Origin of the sequence: Embleya sp. NPDC020886 (assembly GCF_044333915.1) — a bacterium.
GTDB lineage: Bacteria > Actinomycetota > Actinomycetes > Streptomycetales > Streptomycetaceae > Embleya.
On sequence record NZ_JBIRRX010000001.1, the window covers coordinates 946,653 to 968,580 of the forward strand.

The window sequence follows — 21,928 nt, forward strand, 5'->3', positions numbered from 1 at the left end:
GACCAACAGCACCAAAACCACCAACCCACCCCCCACCAAGACCCGTCGCCGCCGCCGTCGCGCACTCATCGCCCGGATCGACGCCCCACCACCCCCCACCCGCGCACCCAGAACCCGCCCGACATCCCGCTCCAACACACCGAACGCAACCCCCAACGCCTCCCCGTCCATCACGCCCCCCGTACCCACACCCACGCCTGGTACGGCACACACGCCCACCACGCCCCCAAGGTTGCGCCCCCACCCACGAGGACGCCCCGCCGACGACGTGGCCGGTACACCCACGGCCGCCCGCGAACCGACCCTCCGGCTGCGGTTCCCCTGCGGGTGGCTCGGGTTGTGCCCCCACCCGCTCCACCCGTTACCCCACGCTCGAACGCTGCGGTTCTACGGGCACCGGAGCGACCCGGTCAGGCCCCCAAGCCACCATCGTGGCCCTGGTCCACCACGATTGACCCGCTGCGGCAACGCATGGGGCCTTCCCCGGGCCGCCGAGTACGGCTGCGGCCCGGCGCGTCAGCGCCCACGACCTGGTCGAGACCCTCGTGATCGACGTGCGAAGCACGGAGAGCGGCGGAGCCGCAGAACTTTGACTTCGTGGCCCGGAGCGAAGCGCAGGGACACGAAGTCACGAGCGAGGGGCCACTTTTTTGTGGAGGAGCCTGCGACGGAGCAAAAAAGTGGTGCCTCGCGAGCCGGCGCCGAAGGCGCCCAATAAAGGCAGCGTTGCATCGCCGACCGACGCCCACCCCACTCGCTGCGCTCACGACCCCGGCCCCGCTGTCGGGTCCGGCTCGCGTCTCGCCTTCCCGCCCGCTCCGCTCACGACCCCGGCCCGGTTGCGGGGTTCGGCTCGCGTCTCGGGCCTTCCCCCCGCTCCACTCACGGCCCCGCCCGGTTGCCGGGTTCGGCTCGCGTCTCGAGCCTTCCCGCCCGCTCCACTCACGCCCCCGCCCCAGTTGCCAGGTTCAGCTCCCGTCTTGGCCTTTCCCCGCCCGCTCCACTCACGCCCCCACCCCAGCTGCCGGGTTCGCCTCACGCCCCGGCCCCACCCGCTCCGGCCCAACCCGCTCCGCCCCCACCCCCGCCCCACCTCCCCCGCTCCGCCCACACCCCAACCCCACCCCCCATCTCACTCCCGCCCCAAAGCCTCCTGCGCCCTCCGCTCCCCCGTCGTGAAGTTGTTCCCCACCGTCAGATCGAAGCCCGGGATCTCCCCCTCCCGTCCATGCACCCCGGCCCAGTCCGCAGCGATCGTCTGCATGTACCCCCGCCCCCACGCGTGCTGATCCGCGATCGCCCGGTCCGCCGTCGCCGACGTGTCCACCGCAGCCTGTTGCGCGCTGTAGTCGGTGGTCAGCGCCACGATCCGGGACAGCGGCTCGGACACCATCGTCGGCAGTGGGCTCATCTTGATCGCGCCGCCGACCACGGCGTTGGCGACCTTCCCGTTCCACGCGACCTGGTCGTTGTACTCCTTGTCGCTGAGCACCTGTTGGTTGCGGATCGCCTCCGTCCGCACCGCGTCCAACGCGCCGACCACCTGCGCCGACTGGGCCAGGTGCTGGTCCGCGGTCAGGCCGGCCGGCGGGTCGCCCTTGGAGATGCGTTCCAGGCCCACCGCGATGTACGAGTGCTCGGCATCCGACATCGCCTTGAACGCCTTGGGGTCCTCCGCGACAACGGCCATCGTGCGCAGCAGGTCGTGGTCCGGGGTGCCGCCGAGGAACGTCGCCCGGGCCTCGCCCGAGTTCGGGAACAACGGGTCCGGGCCCGCCGACCCACCCGCGCGGTCGTTGCGCAACTCGTTGTGGATGTCCGGCATGTACGAGGCCATCGCGTTGCCGAAACTGTCCCGGTAGTCGGCGAAGTGGCCGCCCACACCCTCCTGGCCGATGATGTGCACCGCCTCGGCCATGATCCGGGCACCGCCGTCGGTGTGCGCGCCCCCCGCGCCCGCGCCCGCCGGATGCCCGGTGGTAGCCGCCTCGAACGCCTTCCCGAACGAGTCGGCCGGCGAGCCCACGCCGGTGTCCGCGCCCCAGTCGCGCTCCTTGAGCAGGTAGTGCAGGTTCCCGCCGGCGGGATCGAGCACCGTCTCGGCGGCGCCCGGGTTGCGCCCGAGCGCGTCCATCAGCCCCTCCAACGAGTCGTACCCGCGCCCCTCGTGCCCCTGCGCGTCGTCCATCAGCGGGAAGCGCTCGCGGATCACCGGGACCGCCTCGTGCAGGCCCGGCTCGGACCGGTCGAAGGCGACCATGTCCTTGCCGATGTCGCCGAGGAACTGCTTGTCGTAGTCGCCCTGATGCAGCATGTTGCCGAGCAACTGGTAGCCGTACAGGTAGTGCTTGGGCATGTCGTTGAGCACGAACGTGCGGCTGCGGCCGGCCTCCTTCAGGCCCTCCACCCAGCTCTGCGTGACATGCGGCTCGCCCTTGGGCTGCGTCGCGGTGGCCAGGTTGGTGCCCAGCGCGTCCTGGATCGCGCGCAGGTCGTCCATGGTTGCGCCGTCGGCGTCGTGGCCGGTCCACTTCTGGCCCCGATTGACCACGCCGGCCTGGAGTTCGAGCAGGCCGTTCGGGCCGAGCGTGTTCATCAGGTTGGTGGCGAAGATCGACGACTTCTCGTTCCCGTGCAGCAGGTTGCGCAATTCCTCCAACTCGGCCGGGCTCAGCGTGTCGATCCGCTTGGCCAGCGCCGCCGCCCGGACCGAGTCCGGGAGTTCGCCACCGCCGATCGCCTTCGCGTTGAACGAGGTCGCGCTCGCGCCGATGTCGCCGCGCAGCGCGGACGCGGCGCGGGCGTCCGCGTCGGTCGCGTCGTCCAGGGCGGTCTTGAACTTGCGCTGGAAGTCCTCGGACAGTCCCTTCATCCGGGTGCCGTGCGCCTCGATGTCCTGGGGATCCGGCTGGTGTCCCTGCGGCTTGAGCGGGCCCCAGCTCAGCGACCCGTCGTCGTGCACCACCAACTCGTGTGCCTGCGCGTCGGCGATCGCGTCGGTGAGCTTCTTCTTCGCCGCGCCGATGTCGTCGGCGGCGTCGCGCAGGATCGCGCAGATCGCCCGGTATTCGGTCTTGCCACCCTCGAACACCTCGTCCAGGCCCCGGTATCGGGCCAGCGTGGCCTGCGCGGCCGGGCCGTCCCACTCGCCGGTCACCGTCAACGACCGCGAATCGACCCGGACCAATTGTTGTTTGCGATCCAGCCAGGACGCGAAGTCGTAGAACTCCTGGGCGGATTCGCGCAGAGCCTCGGTCTTGAGATCGCGCAGTTGGGCGAAGCCGACCATGCTCAGATCACCTTCCCGCCGGCGAAGGAGGTGGTCACCGCGTGCTCGTTGCGGTCGTAGTTGTCCGCCATCGTGTACAGACCGTCCGAGATCTCGGACAGATCGCGCCGCAGCCGAGCGGTCTGGTCCTTCCACCGACCCTCGTTCAGCGGGCCGACCAACTGCCAACCGCCGAAGGCGGCCTTGGTGTCGAGTGCGTCCGGTACCGGCAGTTCGGTATTGATCTCGCCGCCCATGAGCAGCAACGTCTTGGCCGAGTTGCGCAGTTGCTGCGCCTCTACCTTGGTGTGGTCCATCGGCCCGCCGGCCCCGCCACCGGGCGGTATCGCGCTCCGAGGCATGCCGGGGTTGAGAATCGCGTCGATCCGCGAGGTGTCACTCATGATCACCGAGTCAAGCGACCCCCGGATGGCGCTCGACACCGACGCACGGTGAATCCCCCGTTAACGGAGCCGTCCCCATCCGGAAAGTGCCTGCCCCGAACCGAACCGAACCGGAAAGTGCCCCGGACCGAACCGGTCCGGGGCACTCACAGGACTACGAGAACCGCCTTGCCCCGCAGCACGCCGAGAAAACCTGCGCGAAAGCAAGCAAGCGGGCAAGCAAGCGGGCAACCAGGCAAGCAGGCAACTCGTCGAGGATCAGCCCTCGTTCGTCACCCAGCTCATCATCTTGCGGAGCTCCTTGCCGGTGGTCTCCAGCTTGTGCTCGGCGTCCGCCTTCACGTACTCCTTGTACTTCGGCAGACCCGCCTCGTACTCCGCCATCCACGCGGTCGCGAACGAGCCGTCCTGGATCTCGGCGAGCACCTTCTTCATCTCGGCCTTGGTGTCGGCCGTGATGATCCGGGGACCGGTGATGTAGTCGCCCCACTCGGCGGTCTCCGAGATGGACCAGCGCATCTTCTCCAGGCCGCCCTCGTACATGAGGTCGACGATGAGCTTGAGCTCGTGCATGCACTCGAAGTAGGCGATCTCCGGCTGGTAGCCGGCCTCGACCAGGGTCTCGAAGCCCGCCTTGACCAGCGCCGAGGCGCCGCCACAGAGCACCGCCTGCTCACCGAACAGGTCGGTCTCGGTCTCCTCGGTGAAGGTGGTCTTGATGACGCCGGCGCGGGTGCCGCCGATGCCCTTCGCGTAGGAGAGGGCGAGCGCCAGGCCCTGGCCCGACGCGTCCTGCTCGACCGCGACGATGCACGGCACGCCGCGACCCTCTTCGTACTGCCGGCGGACCAGGTGACCCGGGCCCTTGGGCGCGACCATGCACACGTCGACGTTGGCCGGCGGCTTGATGAAGCCGAACCGGATGTTGAAGCCGTGCCCGAAGAACAGCGCGTCGCCGTCCTGCAGGTTGGGTTCCACGGCCTCGGCGTAGACCTTCGCCTGGACCGGGTCGGGGGTGAGGATCATGATGACGCTGGCCTCGGCGGCGGCCTCGGCGGGGGTGACCACGCGCAGGCCGGCCTCCTCGGCCTTGGCCCGGCTCTTCGAGCCCTCCAGCAGACCGACCCGCACGTCGACGCCGGAGTCCCGCAGCGACAGCGCGTGGGCGTGGCCCTGGCTGCCGTAGCCGAGCACCGCGACCTTGCGGTTCTGGATGATGGACAGGTCGGCGTCGTCGTCGTAGAACAGCTCGGCCACTTCGGGGTTCTCCTTCAAGACAGGGTGCTTCCGGGGCCACGCCCCGCTCGTCATCTTTGCAAATCACGAGCGAGACGCGTGCCGCGGTTTGAAATGTGGACCGTGACGGTCCGTCAGAGCCAAAGTCCGGACATGTCCGCCTGGATCAGGGTCCGAACATATCCGTCAGGCCGAGCGTTCGACCGACCGCAGCGAACGGTCGGTGATCGAGCGACCGCCGCGGCCGATCGCCACGACGCCGGACTGGACGAGTTCCTTGATGCCGAACGGCTCCAACATGCGCAACATCGCGGCGAGCTTGTCGGGGCCGCCGGTGGCCTCGACGGTGACCGCCTCGGGCGAGACGTCGACCGTCTTGGCGCGGAAGAGCTGGACGATCTCCACCACCTGGGAACGGGTCTCGTGATCGGCGCGCACCTTGACCAGCAGCAGTTGGCGCTGCACCGACGCGGGCGGGTCGAGCTCGACGATCTTGAGCACGTTGACCAGCTTGTTGAGCTGCTTGGTGACCTGCTCCAAAGGCAGTTCCTCGACCACGGTGACCACGATGGTGATCCGGGAGATGTCCGGATGCTCGGTGGTGCCCACCGCGAGCGAATCGATGTTGAAGCCCCGACGCGAGAACAGCGCGGTGATCCGGGCGAGGACACCGGGCTTGTTCTCGACGAGGACCGAAAGGGTGTGCTTGGACATGATCGCTGGACTCCTATGCCTTCCTGATGCCCTGTCGGCCTGTCAGTCGTCCGTGTCGCCGAAGTCGGGACGCACGTCGCGCGCGGCCATCACCTCGTCGTTGGAGGAACCCGCCGCGACCATCGGCCAAACCATCGCGTCCTGGTGCACGACGAAGTCGATCACCACGGGCGCGTCGTTGATCGACATCGCCTTGTGGATGATCTCGTCGAGCTGGTCCGGGCTCTCGCAGCGCAGTCCGACGCAGCCCATCGCCTCGGCGAGCTTGACGAAGTCCGGCAGCCGGCGGCTCTGCAGGTCGGTGTTGGAGTAGCGCTCGTTGTAGAAGAGCGTCTGCCACTGGCGGACCATGCCCAGGGTGCCGTTGTTGATGATGGCGACCTTGATCGGGATGTCGTTGACCGCGCAGGTGACCAGTTCCTGATTGGTCATCTGGAAACAGCCGTCGCCGTCGATCGCCCACACCGTGGTGTCCGGCATGCCGGCCTTGGCGCCCATCGCGGCCGGCACCGAGTAGCCCATCGTCCCGGCGCCGCCGGAGTTGAGCCAGGTGTACGGCTTCTCGTAGCGGATGAACTGCGAGGCCCACATCTGGTGCTGACCGACGCCGGAGGCGAAGATCGTGTCCGGACCCGAGATCGCGCCGAGCCGCTCGATCACCAGTTGCGGCGACAACGAGCCGTCCGCCGGCACGTCGTAGCCCAGCGGGTAGGTGTCGCGCCAGCGGTTGAGCGCGGTCCACCACTCCTGGTAGTCGCCGAACCGGCCGGCCTCGTGCTCGGCCTGGACCGCGACCACCAGGTCGGCGATCACCTCGCGGGCGTCGCCGACGATCGGCACGTCCGCGGTGCGGTTCTTGGAGATCTCGGCGGGGTCGATGTCCGCGTGCACGATCTTGGCGTGCGGCGCGAACGTGTCCAGCCGGCCGGTCACCCGGTCGTCGAAGCGGGCCCCGAGCGCGAAGATCAGGTCCGACTTCTGCAGCGCGGTGACCGCGGCCACCGTGCCGTGCATGCCCGGCATGCCCAGGTGTTGCGGGTGGCTGTCCGGGAACGCGCCGAGCGCCATCAGCGTGGTGACCACGGGGGCGCCAGTCAGCTCGGCGAGGATCTTCAGCTCGGCCGACGCGTGTGCCTTGAGCACCCCGCCGCCGACGTACAGCACCGGACGCTTGGCCTCGCTGAGCAGCCGGGCGGCCTCGCGGATCTGCTTCGCGTGCGGCCGGGTGACCGGACGGTAGCCGGGCAGCTCGGGGGTGCCGTTCCAGATGAACTCGGTGGTCGCCTGGAGCGCGTCCTTGGAGATGTCGACCAGGACCGGGCCGGGGCGGCCGGTGCCCGCGATGTGGAACGCCGCGGCGATCGTCGGCGCGATCTCGGCCGGGTCGGTCACCAGGAAGTTGTGCTTGGTGATCGGCATCGTGATGCCGCAGATGTCCGCCTCCTGGAAGGCGTCCGTACCGATCGCGGCGCTGGCCACCTGACCGGTGATCGCCACGATCGGCACCGAGTCCATGTGCGCGTCGGCGATCGGCGTCACCAGGTTGGTCGCCCCCGGGCCCGAAGTGGCCATGCACACCCCGACCTTGCCGGTGGCCTGCGCATAGCCCTCCGCGGCGTGCCCGGCCCCCTGCTCGTGCCGGACCAGGATGTGGCGCACCTTCGTCGAGTCCATCATCGGATCGTAGGCGGGAAGAATCGCGCCCCCGGGAATGCCGAAGACCGTGTCCACCCCTGCGGCTTCCAGGGAGCGGATCAGCGCTTGGGCTCCTGTCACCTGATCGGTCATGCTTTCGTCTCTTCTCGATCTGAAGTCGGCATATCGAGTGGGGCGCGAGGCCCGGGCCCGTCGGACTACAACAAAAAACCCCCCGTGCCGTTAGGCAAGCGAGGGGGGCGCGCGAACCGACTCGGTGGTCAGTTCACGCGCTTCTCAAGTACGAGGATTCGGGTCTGCATGCCCGCGACTCTCTCCCCGGGCACCTGTACGTGTCAAGCCGACCCTTCGGGCGTCTCAGTATTCGGGATTGTTTGTCCAGGACTGACGGCACGTCACGGTTTTCGGCCAACCCGCGACCCGGGACGAATGCGTCACATCTGCGGTCTGGGCACCTGGACCGGCAGGGCCGGGCGCACCTCCGGCAGCGGCTCGGGCCGCGGGCCGCGCACCGCGCTGTTGCCCGGCGGCGCCTGGCCGAGCACCTCGAAGATCGCGTCCCCGGAGACCGCCGGATGGAACCAGCTTCCCTGTCCGCGCTGGCACCCCATCTCGCGGAGTATGTCGACCTGCGCGTGGCTGTCGATGCCGGCGGCCACCAGGGTCAGCCCGGAGTCCAGGCCGAGCCGCACGATGGTCGAGGTGAGCACGGTCAGATGCGGACACGTGCCGACCTCGGCCACGAACGAACGGTCGATCTTGAGCGCGTCCACCGGCAGTCGGCGCAGGTAGGTGAGCGAGGAGTGCCCGGTGCCGAAGTCGTCCAGCGACAACCGCACCCCGAGCCGGCGCAGCACCGCGATCCGGCCGAGCAGGAGTTCGTCCCCGTCCGGCAGCACGTTGTCGGTGATCTCCAGGGTGAGCGCCCCGGCGGGCAGGTCGGCGCCGAGCAGGGTCTCCTCCAGCACGTCCAGGAAGCCCGGCCCGGTGAGTTGGCGCGCGGCCAGGCCGACCGTGACGCCGATGTCGTGGCCGGCCAGCCGCCAGGTCGCGGCGGCCAGCGTGCTCTCCTCGAGCAGCCTGCGGCCCACCGGCGAGAGTCGGCCCTCGGCGCCCGCGGTCAGCCGCACGTGGTCCGCCCGCCCCGGCACGACGCCGTCCTCGACCCGGCACAGCGCGGCCTCCACGTCGCGCACCCGACCGGTGTCCAGGTCCACCACCGGCTGGTAGGAGATGGCCAGCCGGCCGTCCCGGTCCATCCGGCGACGGCCGGCGGCCCGAGCGGCGCGGCGCTCCACGTCCGCGTCCATGTCCGGGGTGTAGACCTCGACCCGGCCCTTGCCGCCGTCCTTGGCCCGATACATCGCGGCGTCCGCGTGCCGCATCAGGTCGGCCGGGGCGATCCCGGGCGCGGAGAAGGCGATGCCGATGCTGGCCGCGACGCGCACCTCGCCGTCGGCGATCCGGTACGGCGCGGACAGCGTGGACAACAACCGCTCGGCGATCTCCCGGATCGCACGCGGGGAGGGATCGCCGACCAGGAGCGCGGCGAACTCGTCGCCGCCGAAGCGGGCCACCGTGTCGCCGATCCGGACCGCGTGTTCGAGCCGGCGGGCGGCCTGCACGAGCAGTTCGTCGCCCGCGGTGTGCCCGTAGTTGTCGTTGACCGCCTTGAACCCGTCCAGATCCAGGAACAACACCGCGATCGTCGGGGTGATCCCGCGCCGCTGGGCCAGCGCGTGCTGGATCCGGTCCTCGAACAGGGCCCGATTGGGCAGGTCGGTGAGCCGGTCGTGGAACGCGTCGTGTTCGAGCTGGGTCTGCAGCTTGATTCGATCGGTGACGTCGCGACTGTTGAAGATCAGCCCGTCGCCGTAGCGGTTGACCGCCGATTCGGTGTGCAGCCAGGTGCCGGCCGCCGAGCGGATCCGACACTCCACCCGCACCATCGCGGTGTCCGCCTCGCCCATCGGCACCACGCCGTCCAAGAACGCGCGTAGTTCGCGTTGTACGCGCGCGCTCTCCTCGGGATGGATGAGCAGTTCCAGCCGGGTGCCGACCAACTCCTCCGGCTCGAAGCCGTAGACCCGGCGCACCGCGTGGCTGACGTACTGGAGCACACCGTCGCCGGCCGCGATCATGATCACATCGCTGGAGCCCTGCACCAGGGACCGGAAGTGGCTCTCCTTGGCCGACAGTTCCTGGGCCATGAAGACGTTGTCGACGAGCGTGATGCCCTGCCGCAACACCAGCGTGACCAGGACGGTCGCGCCGACCCCGAGCACCACCTTGTCCGGGGCGTGCCCGGCCACCGCGCCGCCGAGCACGCCCGCGGTGCACACCGCGGCGGCGATGTACGGGGTGAGCGCGGACAACATCGAGATGGTGCGATGCCTGGGCCGCTCGTGCGCCTCGACCCGCTCGCCGGTCCACGGCGCGATGGCCAGCAGCAGACTGCCCGCGAACCAGCCCGCGTCCAGCAGACCGCCGGAGCGATATCCGCTGTTCAACCCGGGGGTGGTCCACAACGCGTCGCTCATCACGGTGACCGCGAGGCCGACCAGCGCCAGATTCAGTGCCGCGCGATCTCCCGAACCGGCCCGAAATCGCAAGCCGAGGACCATGCTGATCATCAGGATGTCGAGCACCGGGTAGGCGAGGGTGAGCACGATCTTGAGGATGTCCGAGCGGTCCCCGTTGGTACTGCGGGCCAGCGCGAGACTCCAGCCGAGCGTGAACAGCGAGCCGGCGATCAACCAGCCGTCCAGTGCCATGCAGGTCCAGGCCGCGATGCCGCGCGGGCGCTGGGCCACCAGGATCAGGCCGACGATGGTGGGCGGCGCGAACAGCAGGAAGATCACGTCGGTCGGGCCGGGCGTGGGCACCGGGGCGTCCAGGACGACCTCGTACCAGCCCCAGATCCCGTTGCCGAGCGAGACCATCGTGGCCGAGAAGGCGAACAGTGCCCAGGACAACCGGGCCCGTCCGAATTCGTGCACGGCCTTGAGCGCGCAGGAGATCGCCGCCACGGCCGCGGCGGCGGCCAGGCCGAAGTCGCCCATCGCAAGCGACAGCGTCGGATTGCCCCAGCCCTGGAGCGCACCGATCGCATACACGAGACACAGCGGCGCGATCAGGTACTTGAGCTGCCGCTGGGTAGGGGTGTCGGCCAAGATCAGCAGCCGCACCGGGTCGTCGTGGCTCGGCCACTCCGGCAGTGGTCCCCCGGCATTCCGCACTCCCCTCTGCCCGAAGTCGCCCGCACGGCGCTTCAGGCACTGCACCGGCCCTCACACCCCAGCCGTGAGGCGGGGCGGTCGGCGCCGGCGCGACGGGGGTGCGACACCCGACCGTGCGCGTCTCTCAACGCCCCACGACTCGGACGATACACCAACCCGTCACTGTGAGCTTGTCTTACTCAACACAGAGTAACTAATGATGGCCGGCATGGGAGTCCCTTCCCGCGCATTTGTGACAAACTCCCGACATCCGGCGGAAAAAGGGGCCCTGATCAGGGCAAACCTGGGAGTTTCAGCGGTCGTCGGGCGGTCCGGGGACCGGCCGGACGGCTTCCCGGAGCCCTGACGGGGGCTCGCGGGAGCCTCGTCCGACCGGGCCGCGCGGCAGCACCGCGGCGGCGATTCGATCGCTCGCGGGGAGCGCGATGGGTCGGATCGGGGTCCGGAGAACTCGGACGGCCGAGCGTGGGAGCGGCGCGAGGGGGAGCGGGTGGGTCGCGCGGGAGTGGCTGCGACCGGCGCTCGTCGGCCGGCCCCGGACCGGATGCGCCCCCGGGCGCTCCGGTTCAGTCGCGCTTGAGCAGGACCGCGCCCGGTTCGCGGGCGACCTCGGTGAAGCCCTGCCCGATCAGATGATCGATCCAGTAGCGGGCCCAGTCCTTGTTGTCGCCCCACACCTCGATCGCCGCGTAGCCGGGGCCGGGCAGGATGGTCGGGAAGTCGGTCACCCGGCGCACCCGCGAGACCAGTTGCGGCGAGAAACTCATCGTGGCCGACACCGTCGCGTCCCCCGGGACCTGATCGAGCACCTTGTGCGCCGAGTGCACCCGGTCCTGGACCATCCAGGTGCGCTTGTGCAGCAGGTCCATCAGCGGGAAGTCGCGCATGAGCGCCAGCGACACCGCGAGCGGGACGATGGCGGCCTTGGCGGCGTACCGGCGCAACCAGTCCGCCCGCGACGCGCGCAGTTTGACCACGCCGTCCACGAAGGCCGCGAACACGATCGGCATCAGCACCGCGCTGTAGTGGAAGTAGGTGCCCCAGTAGAACTCGTTGCTGGAGGTGAACCGCCACAACATGGTGGGCACGATCATCGCCAGGATCGGCGAGCGCAGCGCGATGAACCCGGTGGGCAGCAGCAGGGTGAACAGCGTCATCCATTTCGCGCTGGGCAACACCATCGACTTGGGCAGTTCGATGATCAGCTCGGTGATCGGCACCTGGCCCAGCGACGTGTTGGGATCCGCGTTGCCGGAGCGTTGCGTCGAGTCGAGATTGCCCCAGAACGCATAGGTGTCGTTCGGGTTGATCGCCGGCAGCAGCACGAAGATCGCCAGCGCGAACGCGGAGACCCCGATCAGCACGTGCGCGGCGGCCAGTTTCCAGCGGCGCAGCAGCACCAGCGGCACGGCCGCGGCGGCCAGGGTGAGCCCCAGGTCCTCCTTGACCAGGATCAGCGGCAACCACCAGGCCAGTGCCTGGACGTGTCGGCCGAGCAGGAAACGGTCGAGGCCGAAGGCCAGCAGCGGTACCGCGAACGCGATCTCGTGGAAGTCGAACGAGACGGCCGACTGGATGCCCCAGGACAGCCCGTAGGCGATACCGAGCCCGGCGGCGCCGAGCGTGCCGAACGCGCGGGCGGCGATCCGGGTGATCGGTACCACCGAGGCGGCGACCAGGAACGCCTGGGCGATCAACAGGGTGCTCGGGCCGGGGAAGATCCGGTAGATCGGGCCGAGCAGCGCCAGGATCGGGTGGAAGTGCTCGCCGAGCACGTTGAAGTCGGGCGCCCGGATGTCCGATACCGGCGCCTCGAAGTTCGAGTACGCCTTGACCACCTGTTCGAACAGGCCCAGGTCGTAGGCGTGCGTTTCCATCCGCCGGTGGCGCAGCAGCGAGTGTGCGGCGTAGATCAGGAAGAAGCACACGGCGAGCAGGTACGGCAGCACGCCGGGGCCGATCCGCTGCCGGGCCCGTTGGACCACGGTGCGCAGACCGACGTCGTGTTCACCCGTTCGGGGGGCGATCACCGCCGGTTCGACGACCGTCGAGGCGCCCGGCGCCGGATTCGCGTCGGCGGTGCCCGATGCCTCGAACCGCTCGTGAACAGCGCCGGGCGCCGTCCCCCTGTCTTCCATGTGTCTCCGTCCGGGTCGGGCGTGCGCGGGCACACCGTACCGGTGTCGGCCCTGTCCTGAAGCAGAGCGCAACCTGAGCCGTTTGGTTGCTCAATCCCGCACGATGTTTGCCGGGGCCACCCCTTCGGACCAGCGTTCGAGCTGCGCCCGGATCAGCCGCAGGGCGCGCGGCAGGAAGGCGGACGAGCTGCCGCCGACGTGCGGACTGATCAATACGCCGGGCGCGAAGCGCAGCGGATGCTCGGCCGGCAGCGGCTCGGGTTCGGTGACGTCCAGGGCCGCGCGGAGCCGACCGGTGCCCAGTTCGGCGAGCAGCGCGTCGGTGTCCACGACCGCGCCGCGCGCGACGTTGACCACGAGCGCGCCGTCGGGCAGCCGGGCCAGGAAGTCGGCGTCGACCAGGCCGCGGGTCTCCTCGGTGAGCGGGACGGTGAGGATCACCACATCCGCGTGCGGGAGCAACTCGGGCAGGTCGGCCATCGCCCGGACCGGTCCGTGCGGGCCCGGGCGGGCGCTGCGGGCGATCCGGACCACGTCCACCTCGAAGCCCTGGAGCCGGCGGTCCACCGCCTCGCCGATCGCTCCGTACCCCACGAGCAGCACTCGCTTGTCGGCCAGCGCGGGATAGAAGCCCGCCCGCCACTCCCCCGCGTCCTGGCCGCGGACGAACGTGGGGATGTCGCGCAGCGCGGCGAGGGTGAGGGCGAGCGCGAGTTCGGCGGTGCTCGTCTCGTGGATGCCGCGGCCGTTGCAGAGCAGCACGCCGCGCGGCAGGAACGGCAGGACGTGTTCGTAGCCGGCGGTCAGCGTCTGGATCACCTTCAGCCGGGGCATGTCCGCGATCCGGTCGAGTGTGCGGCGGTCGAACATGTAGGGCAGGACGTAGAACTCGACGTCGGCGGCGGTGTCCGGAACCGGGCCGTCGAGGCCGTCGTAGACGTCGATGAGCGATCGGGCGCCGTCGCCCGGAGCGAGTCGGCCCGGGAGCGGGGCGAGTTGCTCCAGGGAATACGGGACCCAGATCCTGCCGTCGGTGACCATGGCAGGAACTCTAAATGCCGTGTCGCACCCCACCCCCACGGGCTCGGCCTTAGGGTCGGAGCATCCCGAGAAGGTGGTGTTTCCGGTGCGCACACGCCGTCCGAAGCCTCGTTGGCCCTCCCTGGTGCTCGCCGTCGCGCTGGCGGCCGGACTCACCGCGTGCGGCTCCTCCGGCGACTCGTCGGACAAGAAGGGCTCGCCCGGCCCTTCCACCGCGCCGGTGGCCGGCACCCAGCCGCCGTACGTGCCGGCGGGGCCGACCGCGGCCAAGGTCGCCGAGCCGATCGTGGCCGGTGAGATCGCCCGGGACCTGAACACGCCGTGGGGTGTGGCGCTGCTGCCGGACAAGGACGCGCTGGTGTCCTCGCGCGACACCGGCACCATCACCCGGCTCGGTCCGGGCACCGTGACGCCGGTGGTGGTCGGCACGGTGCCGGGTTCGGTGCATCGCGGCGAGGGGGGTCTGCTGGGGATCGCGGTGTCGCCGACGTTCGCGAGCGACCACTTCCTGTACGCCTATCTCACCACCGAGCAGGACAACCGGATCGTCCGGATGACCTATCTGCCGGAACAACCGCTGGGCCCGCCCGAGGTGCTGCTCGCCGGGATCCCGGCCGGTTCGAACCACAACGGCGGCCGGATCGCGTTCGGCCCGGACGGCATGTTGTACGCGGGCACCGGCGAGGCCGGGCAGAAGCCGCTGGCCCAGGACCGGAACTCGCTCGGCGGCAAGATCCTGCGGCTCACGCCCGAGGGCCACCCGGCGCCCGGAAACCCGTTCCCGAACTCCCCGGTGTGGAGCCTGGGCCACCGCAACGTCCAGGGCCTCGCGTGGGATTCGACCGGCCGGCTGTGGGCGAGCGAGTTCGGCCAGGACACCTGGGACGAGCTGAACCTGATCCGCTCCGGCGCCGACTACGGCTGGCCGGCGGTCGAGGGCACGAGCGACAACCCCGCGTACGTCAACCCGGTCGCCCAGTGGGCCACCGACGACGCCTCGCCGAGCGGCATCGCGATCGTGGGCGACGTGGTGTACCTGGCCGGCCTCAAGGGCGAACGCCTGTGGGAGGCCCCGATCGTGGGCTCCACCGTGACCGAGCCCAAGGCGTACTTCCAGGGCAGATACGGCCGGCTGCGCACGGTCGTGGCCGTCGGCGCGGGCGAACTGTGGCTGGTCACGAGCATGACCGACGGTCGGGGGACGCCGCGCAAGGGGGACGACCGGATCCTGCGCCTGGTCTCGGGCTGAGGCACCCGCTCCGGCCCGGCCCGGGTGGGCGGCGTGGTTGTGCCGGTTCGGGCGACGTCCGAGGCGGACGTTAGCGTATGCCGCACGAGGGAGGGATTCCGTGGACCGGAGCCTGGTGTTGGTGCTGCGCGAGCTTTCCGAGGCCGATGTGGCGGATGTGTTCACCCGGTTGACGGGGGTGCGCGGGTTCGGCGCGTCGGTGCCGCACGAGGTGTGCCTCTCGGACGCGTTGGTGGACACGATCGCCTACTGCGCGCGTGGCTGGGAGGTCGCCGAGACGGCGGCCAACCCTCGGCTGACGCCGAGTCAACTGTGCCGACTGATCGAGGCCGGCGGCGATCCGGTGGTGGCCGCGGCGTTCCCGCCGGGCGAGGAGACCGATCCGGGCGGCGACGAGGTCGGCGATCTCGATCGGGCCCGACGGGAGTTGCGCCGGCCCGGCGTCACGGCCGAGCGGGCGCTGGCGCTGTTGCAGGCGTATCCGGTGTTGGCGCACACCGCTCGGCGGGGCGGCTCGGCGAGCGTGTTGCACAGCCCGGATCTGCCGGTGACCCGGACCGAGGCGCTGGACCAGGTCGGCCCCGCGCTGCGGGCCGGGGTGCTCGCGCCGCGCGAGATCCTGGCCCGGATGCGGCCCGCCCGGGTCGCCGCCCAGGTGCTCGCGGTGGTCTCCCGGGAACACTCCTACGTCACCGGCGAGACCACGATCCACGACGTGCTCAGGCCGCGGATCATCGCGACGCTGGGCGCCGATCCGGCCGCGTGGGCCCAACTGGCCCGCAGGCTGGGGCGGTTCGGCGGCACCCTGCCGGAGCTGTTCGCCGAGGCGAAGGCGCACGCGGACAAGCCTACGATCGCGGTGCCGGCCGCCGTGCGCCCGTCGGTGGTCTTCCTGCTCCGCCGGCTGGACGCGGACGAACTGACCGCTCTGATACCGCATCTGGACGACGCGGCGGCGGCCGCCCTGCTCCCGGGCAACGTCCCGCCGTTGCCGAATGTCGCCGAGGCCGCACTGCGCTGCGCACATCCGGCGATGCTCGCGGCGCTCGCCGAGCACCAGACCATCGGGCGGCACTACGCCCGGCTGCTCAAGGACCTCGGTGACGACCGATTGGACCGTCTCCTGGTCGAGAACCGCTCCGGCGTCACCGCCGAGTTGCGGCGCGAGATCTACGCCGGCCGGCGGGCCGGTCGCCCGCGCGTACCGATGCATCCGGACCTGCGGGCCCAACTGATCAACGAACCGCACTTCGGTGGCGAGCCCGAGTCCTACGCGATGTCCGGCGACCCCGGTGTGGTGGACCACGCGCTGCCCAAGTGCGGGGAGCGCAAGCTGCGTCGGATCGACTGGATCGACATCGTGTTGAGCCTGTGGGAGCGGGCCGACGCGAAGGTGACCGGCGACATCCTGGCCAACCACGGCGCGCTGTTCCCGGACCTGATCCGCAGCACGGCGCAGGCCGCGTTGGCCGCCGACGACCCGACGGCGCTCCGGGAGTTGCGTGCGCGCTGGGATCGCGGGCCGCGGGCCGAACCGCCGGTCCCCGAGCATCGCCGGCCGGCCGTCGACCGGGTGCGCGACACACCGTTGGACCAGTGGCACTCCTGGCTCTCCGCCGCGGTCGTCGCGGGCGAGTTGGACACCGAGGAGGTCGTCCGGCACGCCCGGCCGGCCCGGCACGCGTTCGAGGCGCTGGTGGCGATCGACACCTACCACTGGGCTCCCGGCGACCCGCGCCCGGCGCTCGCGCACCTGGCCAAGCGCATCGGCGCCAACCCCGAGGCGTGGGTCGTCCTCACCGGGCTGATCGCCGAGTTCGAGGGAACGCTCGCCGAACTCGCCGACCTGTCGTCCGCCGCGGCGGGGTAGACCGAGGCCCGGCCTTCGACACCCGCCGGCTCGTCCGGTCCGGCGGATCGGACGGGCCTAGCCGTCCACCAGGTGCAACCGGTGGGCCACCGCGGCGGCTTCGCCGCGGCCGGTCACCTCCAGCTTGGCCAGGATGTTGGACACGTGCACGCTGGCCGTCTTGACGCTGATGTACAACTCCTCGGCGATCTGGCGGTTGCTGCGGCCGTCGGCGACCAGTCGCAGGACGTCGATCTCGCGGGGCGTCAGGGTCGGCAGCGGTGTGCCGGTGTCGCCCTGGGTGGTGGGGGCCATCCGGGCGCGGCGGGTGAGCAGGTCGATGAGTTCGCGCAGGGTCTTGGCGTCCAGGAGGACGGCCACCTCCGCGGCGGTGGCCAGCGGGAGCGCGGCGGCGTCGCGGTCGCCGGCGGCGAGCAGAGTCTCCGCGTGCCGGAAGCGGGCCCAGGCGGTGCGGTAGACCTGCTCGGTCATTTCCCAGGCGCAGACCACCCGACCCCACAGCTCGGCGTCGTCGGTGCCTGCCGCGCGGGCCAGTTCGGCCTTGACCTGCGACGCGTACGCCGCGTCCAGCGCGCAGTCCACCGCGAGCGTGCCGGCCATCGCCGCGATCCGGTCGGCGATGTCCTGACGGGCCTTGAGCTCGGACTCGCGCGGGCGCACGGTCGAGGTGCGCGCGTCCGCCTCGTTGGCCGCCGCGTCGGCGAGCAGTGGCCACATGTAGCGCTGATGGCCCGGCGGGCAGCCGACCCCGTCCAGGGCCGCGACCAGCGCCTCGCGGGATTCGTCCAGCCGGCCCTGCGCCTCGGCCACCCGGATCTCGGCGCGGGCCAGCGGGATCGAGTATTGCGCCTCGACGTAGCGCGAGCCGGCGGCCAGCCGGGAGCGCTTGAGATGCGCGCTCGCCCCGCGTACGTCACCGCGGGCCAGGCACAGGTCGACCAGTTGAAGTTCGAGGTGGCGGGTGGTCTGCGGCCCCGGGTCCAGGTCGAGGGTCTTCTCCACCAGCGTCTCCAGGTCGGCCCAGTCGCCGGCCGAGAGCAACGACTCGGCGAGGTTGCCCAGCGCGAACGAGCCGGAGGTGCGGGTGAGTCCGCGCTCGGCGGCGACGTCCATCGCGCGCCGCGCGGCCACCGCGCTCTCCCGGTGTCGGCCCAGACCCTCCAGGAGCGACGCCTTGTTGCTCAGCACATGCACCAGGCTGTCCGGCTCGCTGCTGTCGATCGCGCCCTCCTCGGCCAGCGCGATCTGTGCCATGCCCTCCTCGACCCGTCCGATCTGCACCAGGCCGCAGGCGAGCGTCTTGCGGGCCTCCGCCTCGATGTCGCGGCCGGCCATGGCCCGGGCGAGGTCCAGCGCGGTCATCGCCTCGGCGATCGCCTCTTCGCCGTCGCCGTCGAGCATCCGGTCCCGGGCGATGTGCGCGAGCACTCGGGCCTGCTCCATCGACGGTGGCAGACCCGCCAGGATCTCTCTGGCCCGGTGCAGTTCGGGCATGCCCGACGAGCGGCACAGGATGCGCAGACTCCGGGCCTTCTCCCGCCACAGGAACGCGGCCAACTCGGGTTCGGCGACCGGGTCCACCAGTTGGATCGCCCGCTTGCAGAAGTGGATGGCCAACTCGCGCTCGCTGCCCAGTCGGGCCGCGGTGACCGCCTCCATGTAGATGTCGATCAGCCGGCGACCGCTCAGTTGCTCCGGATCGGGCACCTGCTCCCACAGCAGCAGTGCCCGCTCCAGCAGCCGGGTGCGTTCGTCGAAGGCATACCGCTCGCGCGCCGCCTCGGCCGCGGCGAGCACCGCCGGCAGCGCCTTGACCGCCTTGCCGGCGTGGAACCAGTAGGTGGCGATCCGACCGCGCAGCTCGTCGGCGCCGACCAGGTCCGGGCAGCGCTCCAACGCCTCGGCGAAGGTGGCGTAGAGCCGGACCCGCTCACCCGGCATCAGATCCTCGCGGATCGCGGTGCGCACCAGTGCATGTCGGAACTGGAACTCCTCGCCGATCGGCACCAGTACGTGTGCCGACACCGCCGTGCGCAGCGCCTCCTCCAGCCGATCCGGATCCAGCCAGGAGACCTCGGTGAGCAGCCGGTGCCCGACGGTGACCCCGCCGATCGCGGCCAGTCGGATCACCTTCTGGGTGTCCTCGGACAACTCCTCGATCCGGATCAGCAGCAGGTCGCGCAGCGTGTCCGAGATGCCGGTGAGTTGGCCGTCGCGGATGCTGCAGGCGAGTTCCTCGACGAAGAACGCGTTCCCCTCGGACTTCTGGAAGATCTGTCGGATCAGCCGGCGCGGCGGGTCCTCGCGCAGGATGCCGCGCAACTGGTCGCCGACCTGGGCCCGGGTGAGTCGGGCCAGGTCGATCCGGGCGACGTTGTGCACCCGGTCCAACTCGGCCAGGAAGGAGCGCAGCGGATGCCGTCGGTCCACCGCGTCCGCCCGGTACGTGCCGACGATCAGGATCCGACCGGTGCGCAGCAGCCGGAACAGGAAGCCGAGCAGTTCGCGCGTGGACGAGTCGGCCCAGTGCAGGTCCTCGATCGCGATCACCAGGGTGCGGTCGCCGCCCAGTCGCTCCAGCAGGCCGAGCATCAACTCGAACAGCCGGACCCGGTCGAACTCGCCGTCGCGCGCGATGGTGCCCGGCGCCAGGTCGGGCAGCAGCCACGCCAAATCGCGCTCGCGACCGGCGACCGCCTCGGCCAGCTCGGGGCCGATCCGGCGGGAGAGGGTACGCAGTGCCGCCGAGATCGGCGCGAACGGCAGGCTCTCCGCGCCCAGCTCCAGGCAGCCGCCGACGGCGGTCACCGCGCCCTGTGCCTCGGCCCGCTCCAGGAACTCCTGGAGCAGGCGCGTCTTGCCGACGCCGGCCTCGCCCCCGACGAGTACGACGCCCGGCGTGCCCTCGTCGGCTTCGCGCAAAGCCTGGAGGAACCGCGCCATTTCCAATGACCGGCCTACGAACACGGGAGAAACAGAAGTACTCGCCACAGTGCCGAGCATGTCATGTTCCTTCGCTTCGCAGCCGGGGTTTTCACCCCCGGCGAAACCCGTTTGCGCAGGTCAACCAGGGGGTTTCGAACAGCGTGGCGGGCATCACGTGCTCACCGTGCGCGCAGGTGCAGGCCGGCTACCCGCCACCCGATCAAGCCGCGATCGGAACTGAGGCCGCCGGCGCCCTGGCCGGTTCGGCGCTCCTCGCGCCGGGCCACCCGGGCCGCCTTGGCCGCGAGCCGGCCGGCGCGCAGTGCCTCGCGGACGGCCCGGTCCCGGTCGGCCATCGCCTGCAGCTCGCGCGAACGGGCCTGGAACAGTTCGTACTCCAACATGGTGTCGACCTCCTGGTCACCCGAGCCGGTCGCTCCGGCTCGTGGTACGAGCTTCGCGTCCCAGGGGTCCGCCGGCATCGGGCGGATGCCGCATCCCGGGTGCTCAGCTCGTCCACGATCGATCCAAGGCAATCGAGAAGAACCCGATAAGGGAGTCGTACAGACCTGGGGAGAACCCCGGTCGAACATCGCGGCGTCCCGTCGAGGTGTGGGACACACACACGAAAGGGCCCCCGATCGCGATGCGATCGAGGGCCCTCCTCGGGGTGAGCGGCCGCCGGCCGGTCAGGAAACGCCCAGGCGCTCCAGGATCAGCTCACGCACTCGTGCCGCGTCGGCCTGTCCGCGCGTGGTCTTCATGACCGCGCCGACCAGGGCCCCGACCGCCTGCACCTTGCCGCCGCGGATCTTGTCGGCGATGCCCGCGTTGGCCGCGATCGCCTCGTCCACGGCCGCGCCGAGCGCCGAGTCGTCGGAGACGACCTTGAGGCCGCGCGCCTCGACCACCGCGTCCGGCTCGCCCTCGCCGGCGAGCACGCCGTCGATCACCTGGCGGGCCAGCTTGTCGTTCAGCTCGCCGCCCTTGACCAGCGCCGCCACCCGCGCGACCTGGGCCGCCGTGATCGGCAGCGTGGCCACCTCGACGCCGCGCTCGTTGGCCCGGCGGGACAACTCGCCCAGCCACCACTTGCGGGCCGCGTCCGCGTCGGCCCCGGCGTCGATGGTGGCCAGGATCACGTCGAGCACGCCGGCGTTGACCATCGACTGCATCTCGAAGTCGTTGACGCCCCACTCGGCCTGCAGCCGGGCCCGGCGCAACGACGGCAGCTCGGGCAGCGTGCCGCGCAGTTCCTCGACCCAGGCACGCGAGGGCGCCACCGGCACCAGGTCCGGCTCGGGGAAGTAGCGGTAGTCCTCGGCCTCTTCCTTGATGCGGCCGGCGGTGGTGCTGCCGTCCTCCTCGTGGAAGTGCCGGGTCTCCTGCACGATGGTGCCGCCGTCGGTCAGCACGGTGGCGTGCCGCTGGATCTCGAACCGGATGGCCCGCTCGACCGAACGCAGCGAGTTGACGTTCTTGGTCTCGCTGCGGGTGCCGAACTTCTCCCGGCCCTTGGGGCGCAGCGACAGGTTCGCGTCGCAGCGCATCTGGCCGAGTTCCATCCGGGCCTCGGACACCCCGAGCGCGCGGATCAGCTCGCGCAGCTCGGCGACGTACGCCTTGGCCACCAGCGGGGCCAGTTCGCCCGCGCCCTCGATCGGCTTGGTGACGATCTCGATCAGCGGGATGCCGCACCGGTTGTAGTCGAGCAGCGAGTAGTCCGCGCCGTGGATGCGACCGGTCGCGCCGCCCATGTGCAGCGACTTGCCGGTGTCCTCCTCCATGTGCGCGCGCTCGATCTCCACGCGCCAGGTCTTGCCCTCGACCAGGACGTCGAGGTAGCCGTCGAACGCGATCGGCTCGTCGTACTGCGAGGTCTGGAAGTTCTTCGGCATGTCCGGATAGAAGTAGTTCTTCCGGGCGAAGCGGCACCACTCGGCGATGTTGCAGTTGAGCGCGAGGCCGATCCGGATCGCCGACTCGACCGCGACCGCGTTGACCACGGGCAGCGCGCCGGGCATGCCCAGGCAGGTCGGACACACCTGGCTGTTGGGCTCCGCGCCGAACTCGGTCGAGCAGCCGCAGAACATCTTGGTCGCGGTGCCCAGTTCGACGTGGACCTCCAGGCCCATCACCGGGTCGTAGGTCTCCAGCGCGTCCTCGTAGGACATCAGGCTGGTGGTAC

Annotated in this window: 12 protein-coding genes and 1 pseudogene; 2 read left to right on the forward strand and 11 right to left on the reverse strand. The window is 70.7% G+C overall.

All coding sequences use genetic code 11. The features are described 5' to 3' along the window. Positions 1–1,132: 1,132 nt before the first annotated feature. The 8 genes and pseudogenes from ACH4U8_RS03955 to ACH4U8_RS03990 form a co-directional block, all read right to left on the reverse strand. Positions 1,133–3,289 carry a DUF6571 family protein gene (locus tag ACH4U8_RS03955; protein WP_395775751.1) on the reverse strand — a complete coding sequence of 719 codons (2,157 nt, stop codon included), beginning with the start codon at positions 3,287–3,289 and terminating at the stop codon, positions 1,133–1,135. A gap of 2 nt (positions 3,290–3,291) precedes the next feature. Continuing rightward, positions 3,292–3,672 carry a hypothetical protein gene (locus tag ACH4U8_RS03960; protein WP_360323946.1) on the reverse strand — a complete coding sequence of 127 codons (381 nt, stop codon included), beginning with the start codon at positions 3,670–3,672 and terminating at the stop codon, positions 3,292–3,294. Positions 3,673–3,930: 258 nt separating this feature from the next. Next, positions 3,931–4,929: a ketol-acid reductoisomerase gene (gene ilvC, locus ACH4U8_RS03965; RefSeq protein ID WP_360323944.1), complete on the reverse strand. Its 999-nt coding sequence runs from the start codon at positions 4,927–4,929 to the stop codon at positions 3,931–3,933. Positions 4,930–5,094: 165 nt separating this feature from the next. After that, positions 5,095–5,622, reverse strand: coding sequence for an acetolactate synthase small subunit (gene ilvN, locus ACH4U8_RS03970; protein ID WP_360323942.1), 528 nt, complete (start codon positions 5,620–5,622; stop codon positions 5,095–5,097). A 42-nt stretch (positions 5,623–5,664) separates the two neighbouring features. Continuing rightward, positions 5,665–7,440: pseudogene (locus ACH4U8_RS03975) on the reverse strand (acetolactate synthase large subunit); the annotation flags it as partial. 272 nt (positions 7,441–7,712) lie between these two features. Next, the gene (locus tag ACH4U8_RS03980; protein ID WP_395775752.1) at positions 7,713–10,466 is read right to left on the reverse strand and encodes a putative bifunctional diguanylate cyclase/phosphodiesterase; all 2,754 of its coding nucleotides are present in this window, start codon (positions 10,464–10,466) and stop codon (positions 7,713–7,715) included. A gap of 617 nt (positions 10,467–11,083) precedes the next feature. Continuing rightward, on the reverse strand, positions 11,084–12,655 hold the full coding sequence (locus tag ACH4U8_RS03985; protein ID WP_395775753.1) for a DUF2079 domain-containing protein: 1,572 nt from the start codon (positions 12,653–12,655) through the stop codon (positions 11,084–11,086). Positions 12,656–12,745: 90 nt separating this feature from the next. Continuing rightward, positions 12,746–13,696 (reverse strand): 2-hydroxyacid dehydrogenase, encoded by a 951-nt coding sequence (locus ACH4U8_RS03990; RefSeq protein WP_395775754.1) that lies wholly within the window; start codon positions 13,694–13,696, stop codon positions 12,746–12,748. An 85-nt stretch (positions 13,697–13,781) separates the two neighbouring features. Between ACH4U8_RS03990 and ACH4U8_RS03995 the strand changes: the two genes are divergently transcribed. Together ACH4U8_RS03995 and ACH4U8_RS04000 are read left to right on the forward strand one after the other, a co-directional pair. Further along, entirely contained in the window at positions 13,782–14,945 is a 1,164-nt protein-coding gene (locus tag ACH4U8_RS03995; RefSeq protein WP_395775755.1) for a PQQ-dependent sugar dehydrogenase, read from the forward strand. A gap of 100 nt (positions 14,946–15,045) precedes the next feature. Then, a complete protein-coding gene (locus ACH4U8_RS04000; RefSeq protein WP_395775756.1) occupies positions 15,046–16,815 on the forward strand; it encodes a hypothetical protein in 1,770 nt (589 codons plus the stop codon). A gap of 57 nt (positions 16,816–16,872) precedes the next feature. Here the strand turns inward: ACH4U8_RS04000 and ACH4U8_RS04005 are convergent, their stop codons facing one another. The 3 genes from ACH4U8_RS04005 to gatB all read right to left on the reverse strand — a co-directional run bounded on the left by ACH4U8_RS04005 (position 16,873) and on the right by gatB (position 21,914). Further along, positions 16,873–19,818, reverse strand: a complete 2,946-nt coding sequence (locus ACH4U8_RS04005; protein ID WP_395775757.1) for a helix-turn-helix transcriptional regulator — start codon at positions 19,816–19,818, stop codon at positions 16,873–16,875. Positions 19,819–19,919: 101 nt separating this feature from the next. Then, complete coding sequence (locus tag ACH4U8_RS04010) at positions 19,920–20,222, reverse strand: hypothetical protein (RefSeq protein ID WP_395775758.1); 303 nt, start codon at positions 20,220–20,222, stop codon at positions 19,920–19,922. Between the two features lie 207 nt (positions 20,223–20,429). Further along, entirely contained in the window at positions 20,430–21,914 is a 1,485-nt protein-coding gene (gene gatB, locus ACH4U8_RS04015; RefSeq protein ID WP_360323950.1) for an Asp-tRNA(Asn)/Glu-tRNA(Gln) amidotransferase subunit GatB, read from the reverse strand. Positions 21,915–21,928 lie beyond the last annotated feature (14 nt).

Coding starts and splice junctions, on each gene's coding strand:
- ilvN (WP_360323942.1), bottom strand. CDS start 5,622: ATGTCCAAGCACACCCTTTCGGTCCTCGTCGAGAACAAGCCCGGTGTC.
- gatB (WP_360323950.1), bottom strand. CDS start 21,914: ATGTCCTACGAGGACGCGCTGGAGACCTACGACCCGGTGATGGGCCTG.
- ACH4U8_RS03960 (WP_360323946.1), bottom strand. CDS start 3,672: ATGAGTGACACCTCGCGGATCGACGCGATTCTCAACCCCGGCATGCCT.
- ACH4U8_RS03990 (WP_395775754.1), bottom strand. CDS start 13,696: ATGGTCACCGACGGCAGGATCTGGGTCCCGTATTCCCTGGAGCAACTC.
- ACH4U8_RS04010 (WP_395775758.1), bottom strand. CDS start 20,222: ATGCCGGCGGACCCCTGGGACGCGAAGCTCGTACCACGAGCCGGAGCG.
- ACH4U8_RS03985 (WP_395775753.1), bottom strand. CDS start 12,655: ATGGAAGACAGGGGGACGGCGCCCGGCGCTGTTCACGAGCGGTTCGAG.
- ACH4U8_RS03955 (WP_395775751.1), bottom strand. CDS start 3,289: ATGGTCGGCTTCGCCCAACTGCGCGATCTCAAGACCGAGGCTCTGCGC.
- ACH4U8_RS04005 (WP_395775757.1), bottom strand. CDS start 19,818: ATGCTCGGCACTGTGGCGAGTACTTCTGTTTCTCCCGTGTTCGTAGGC.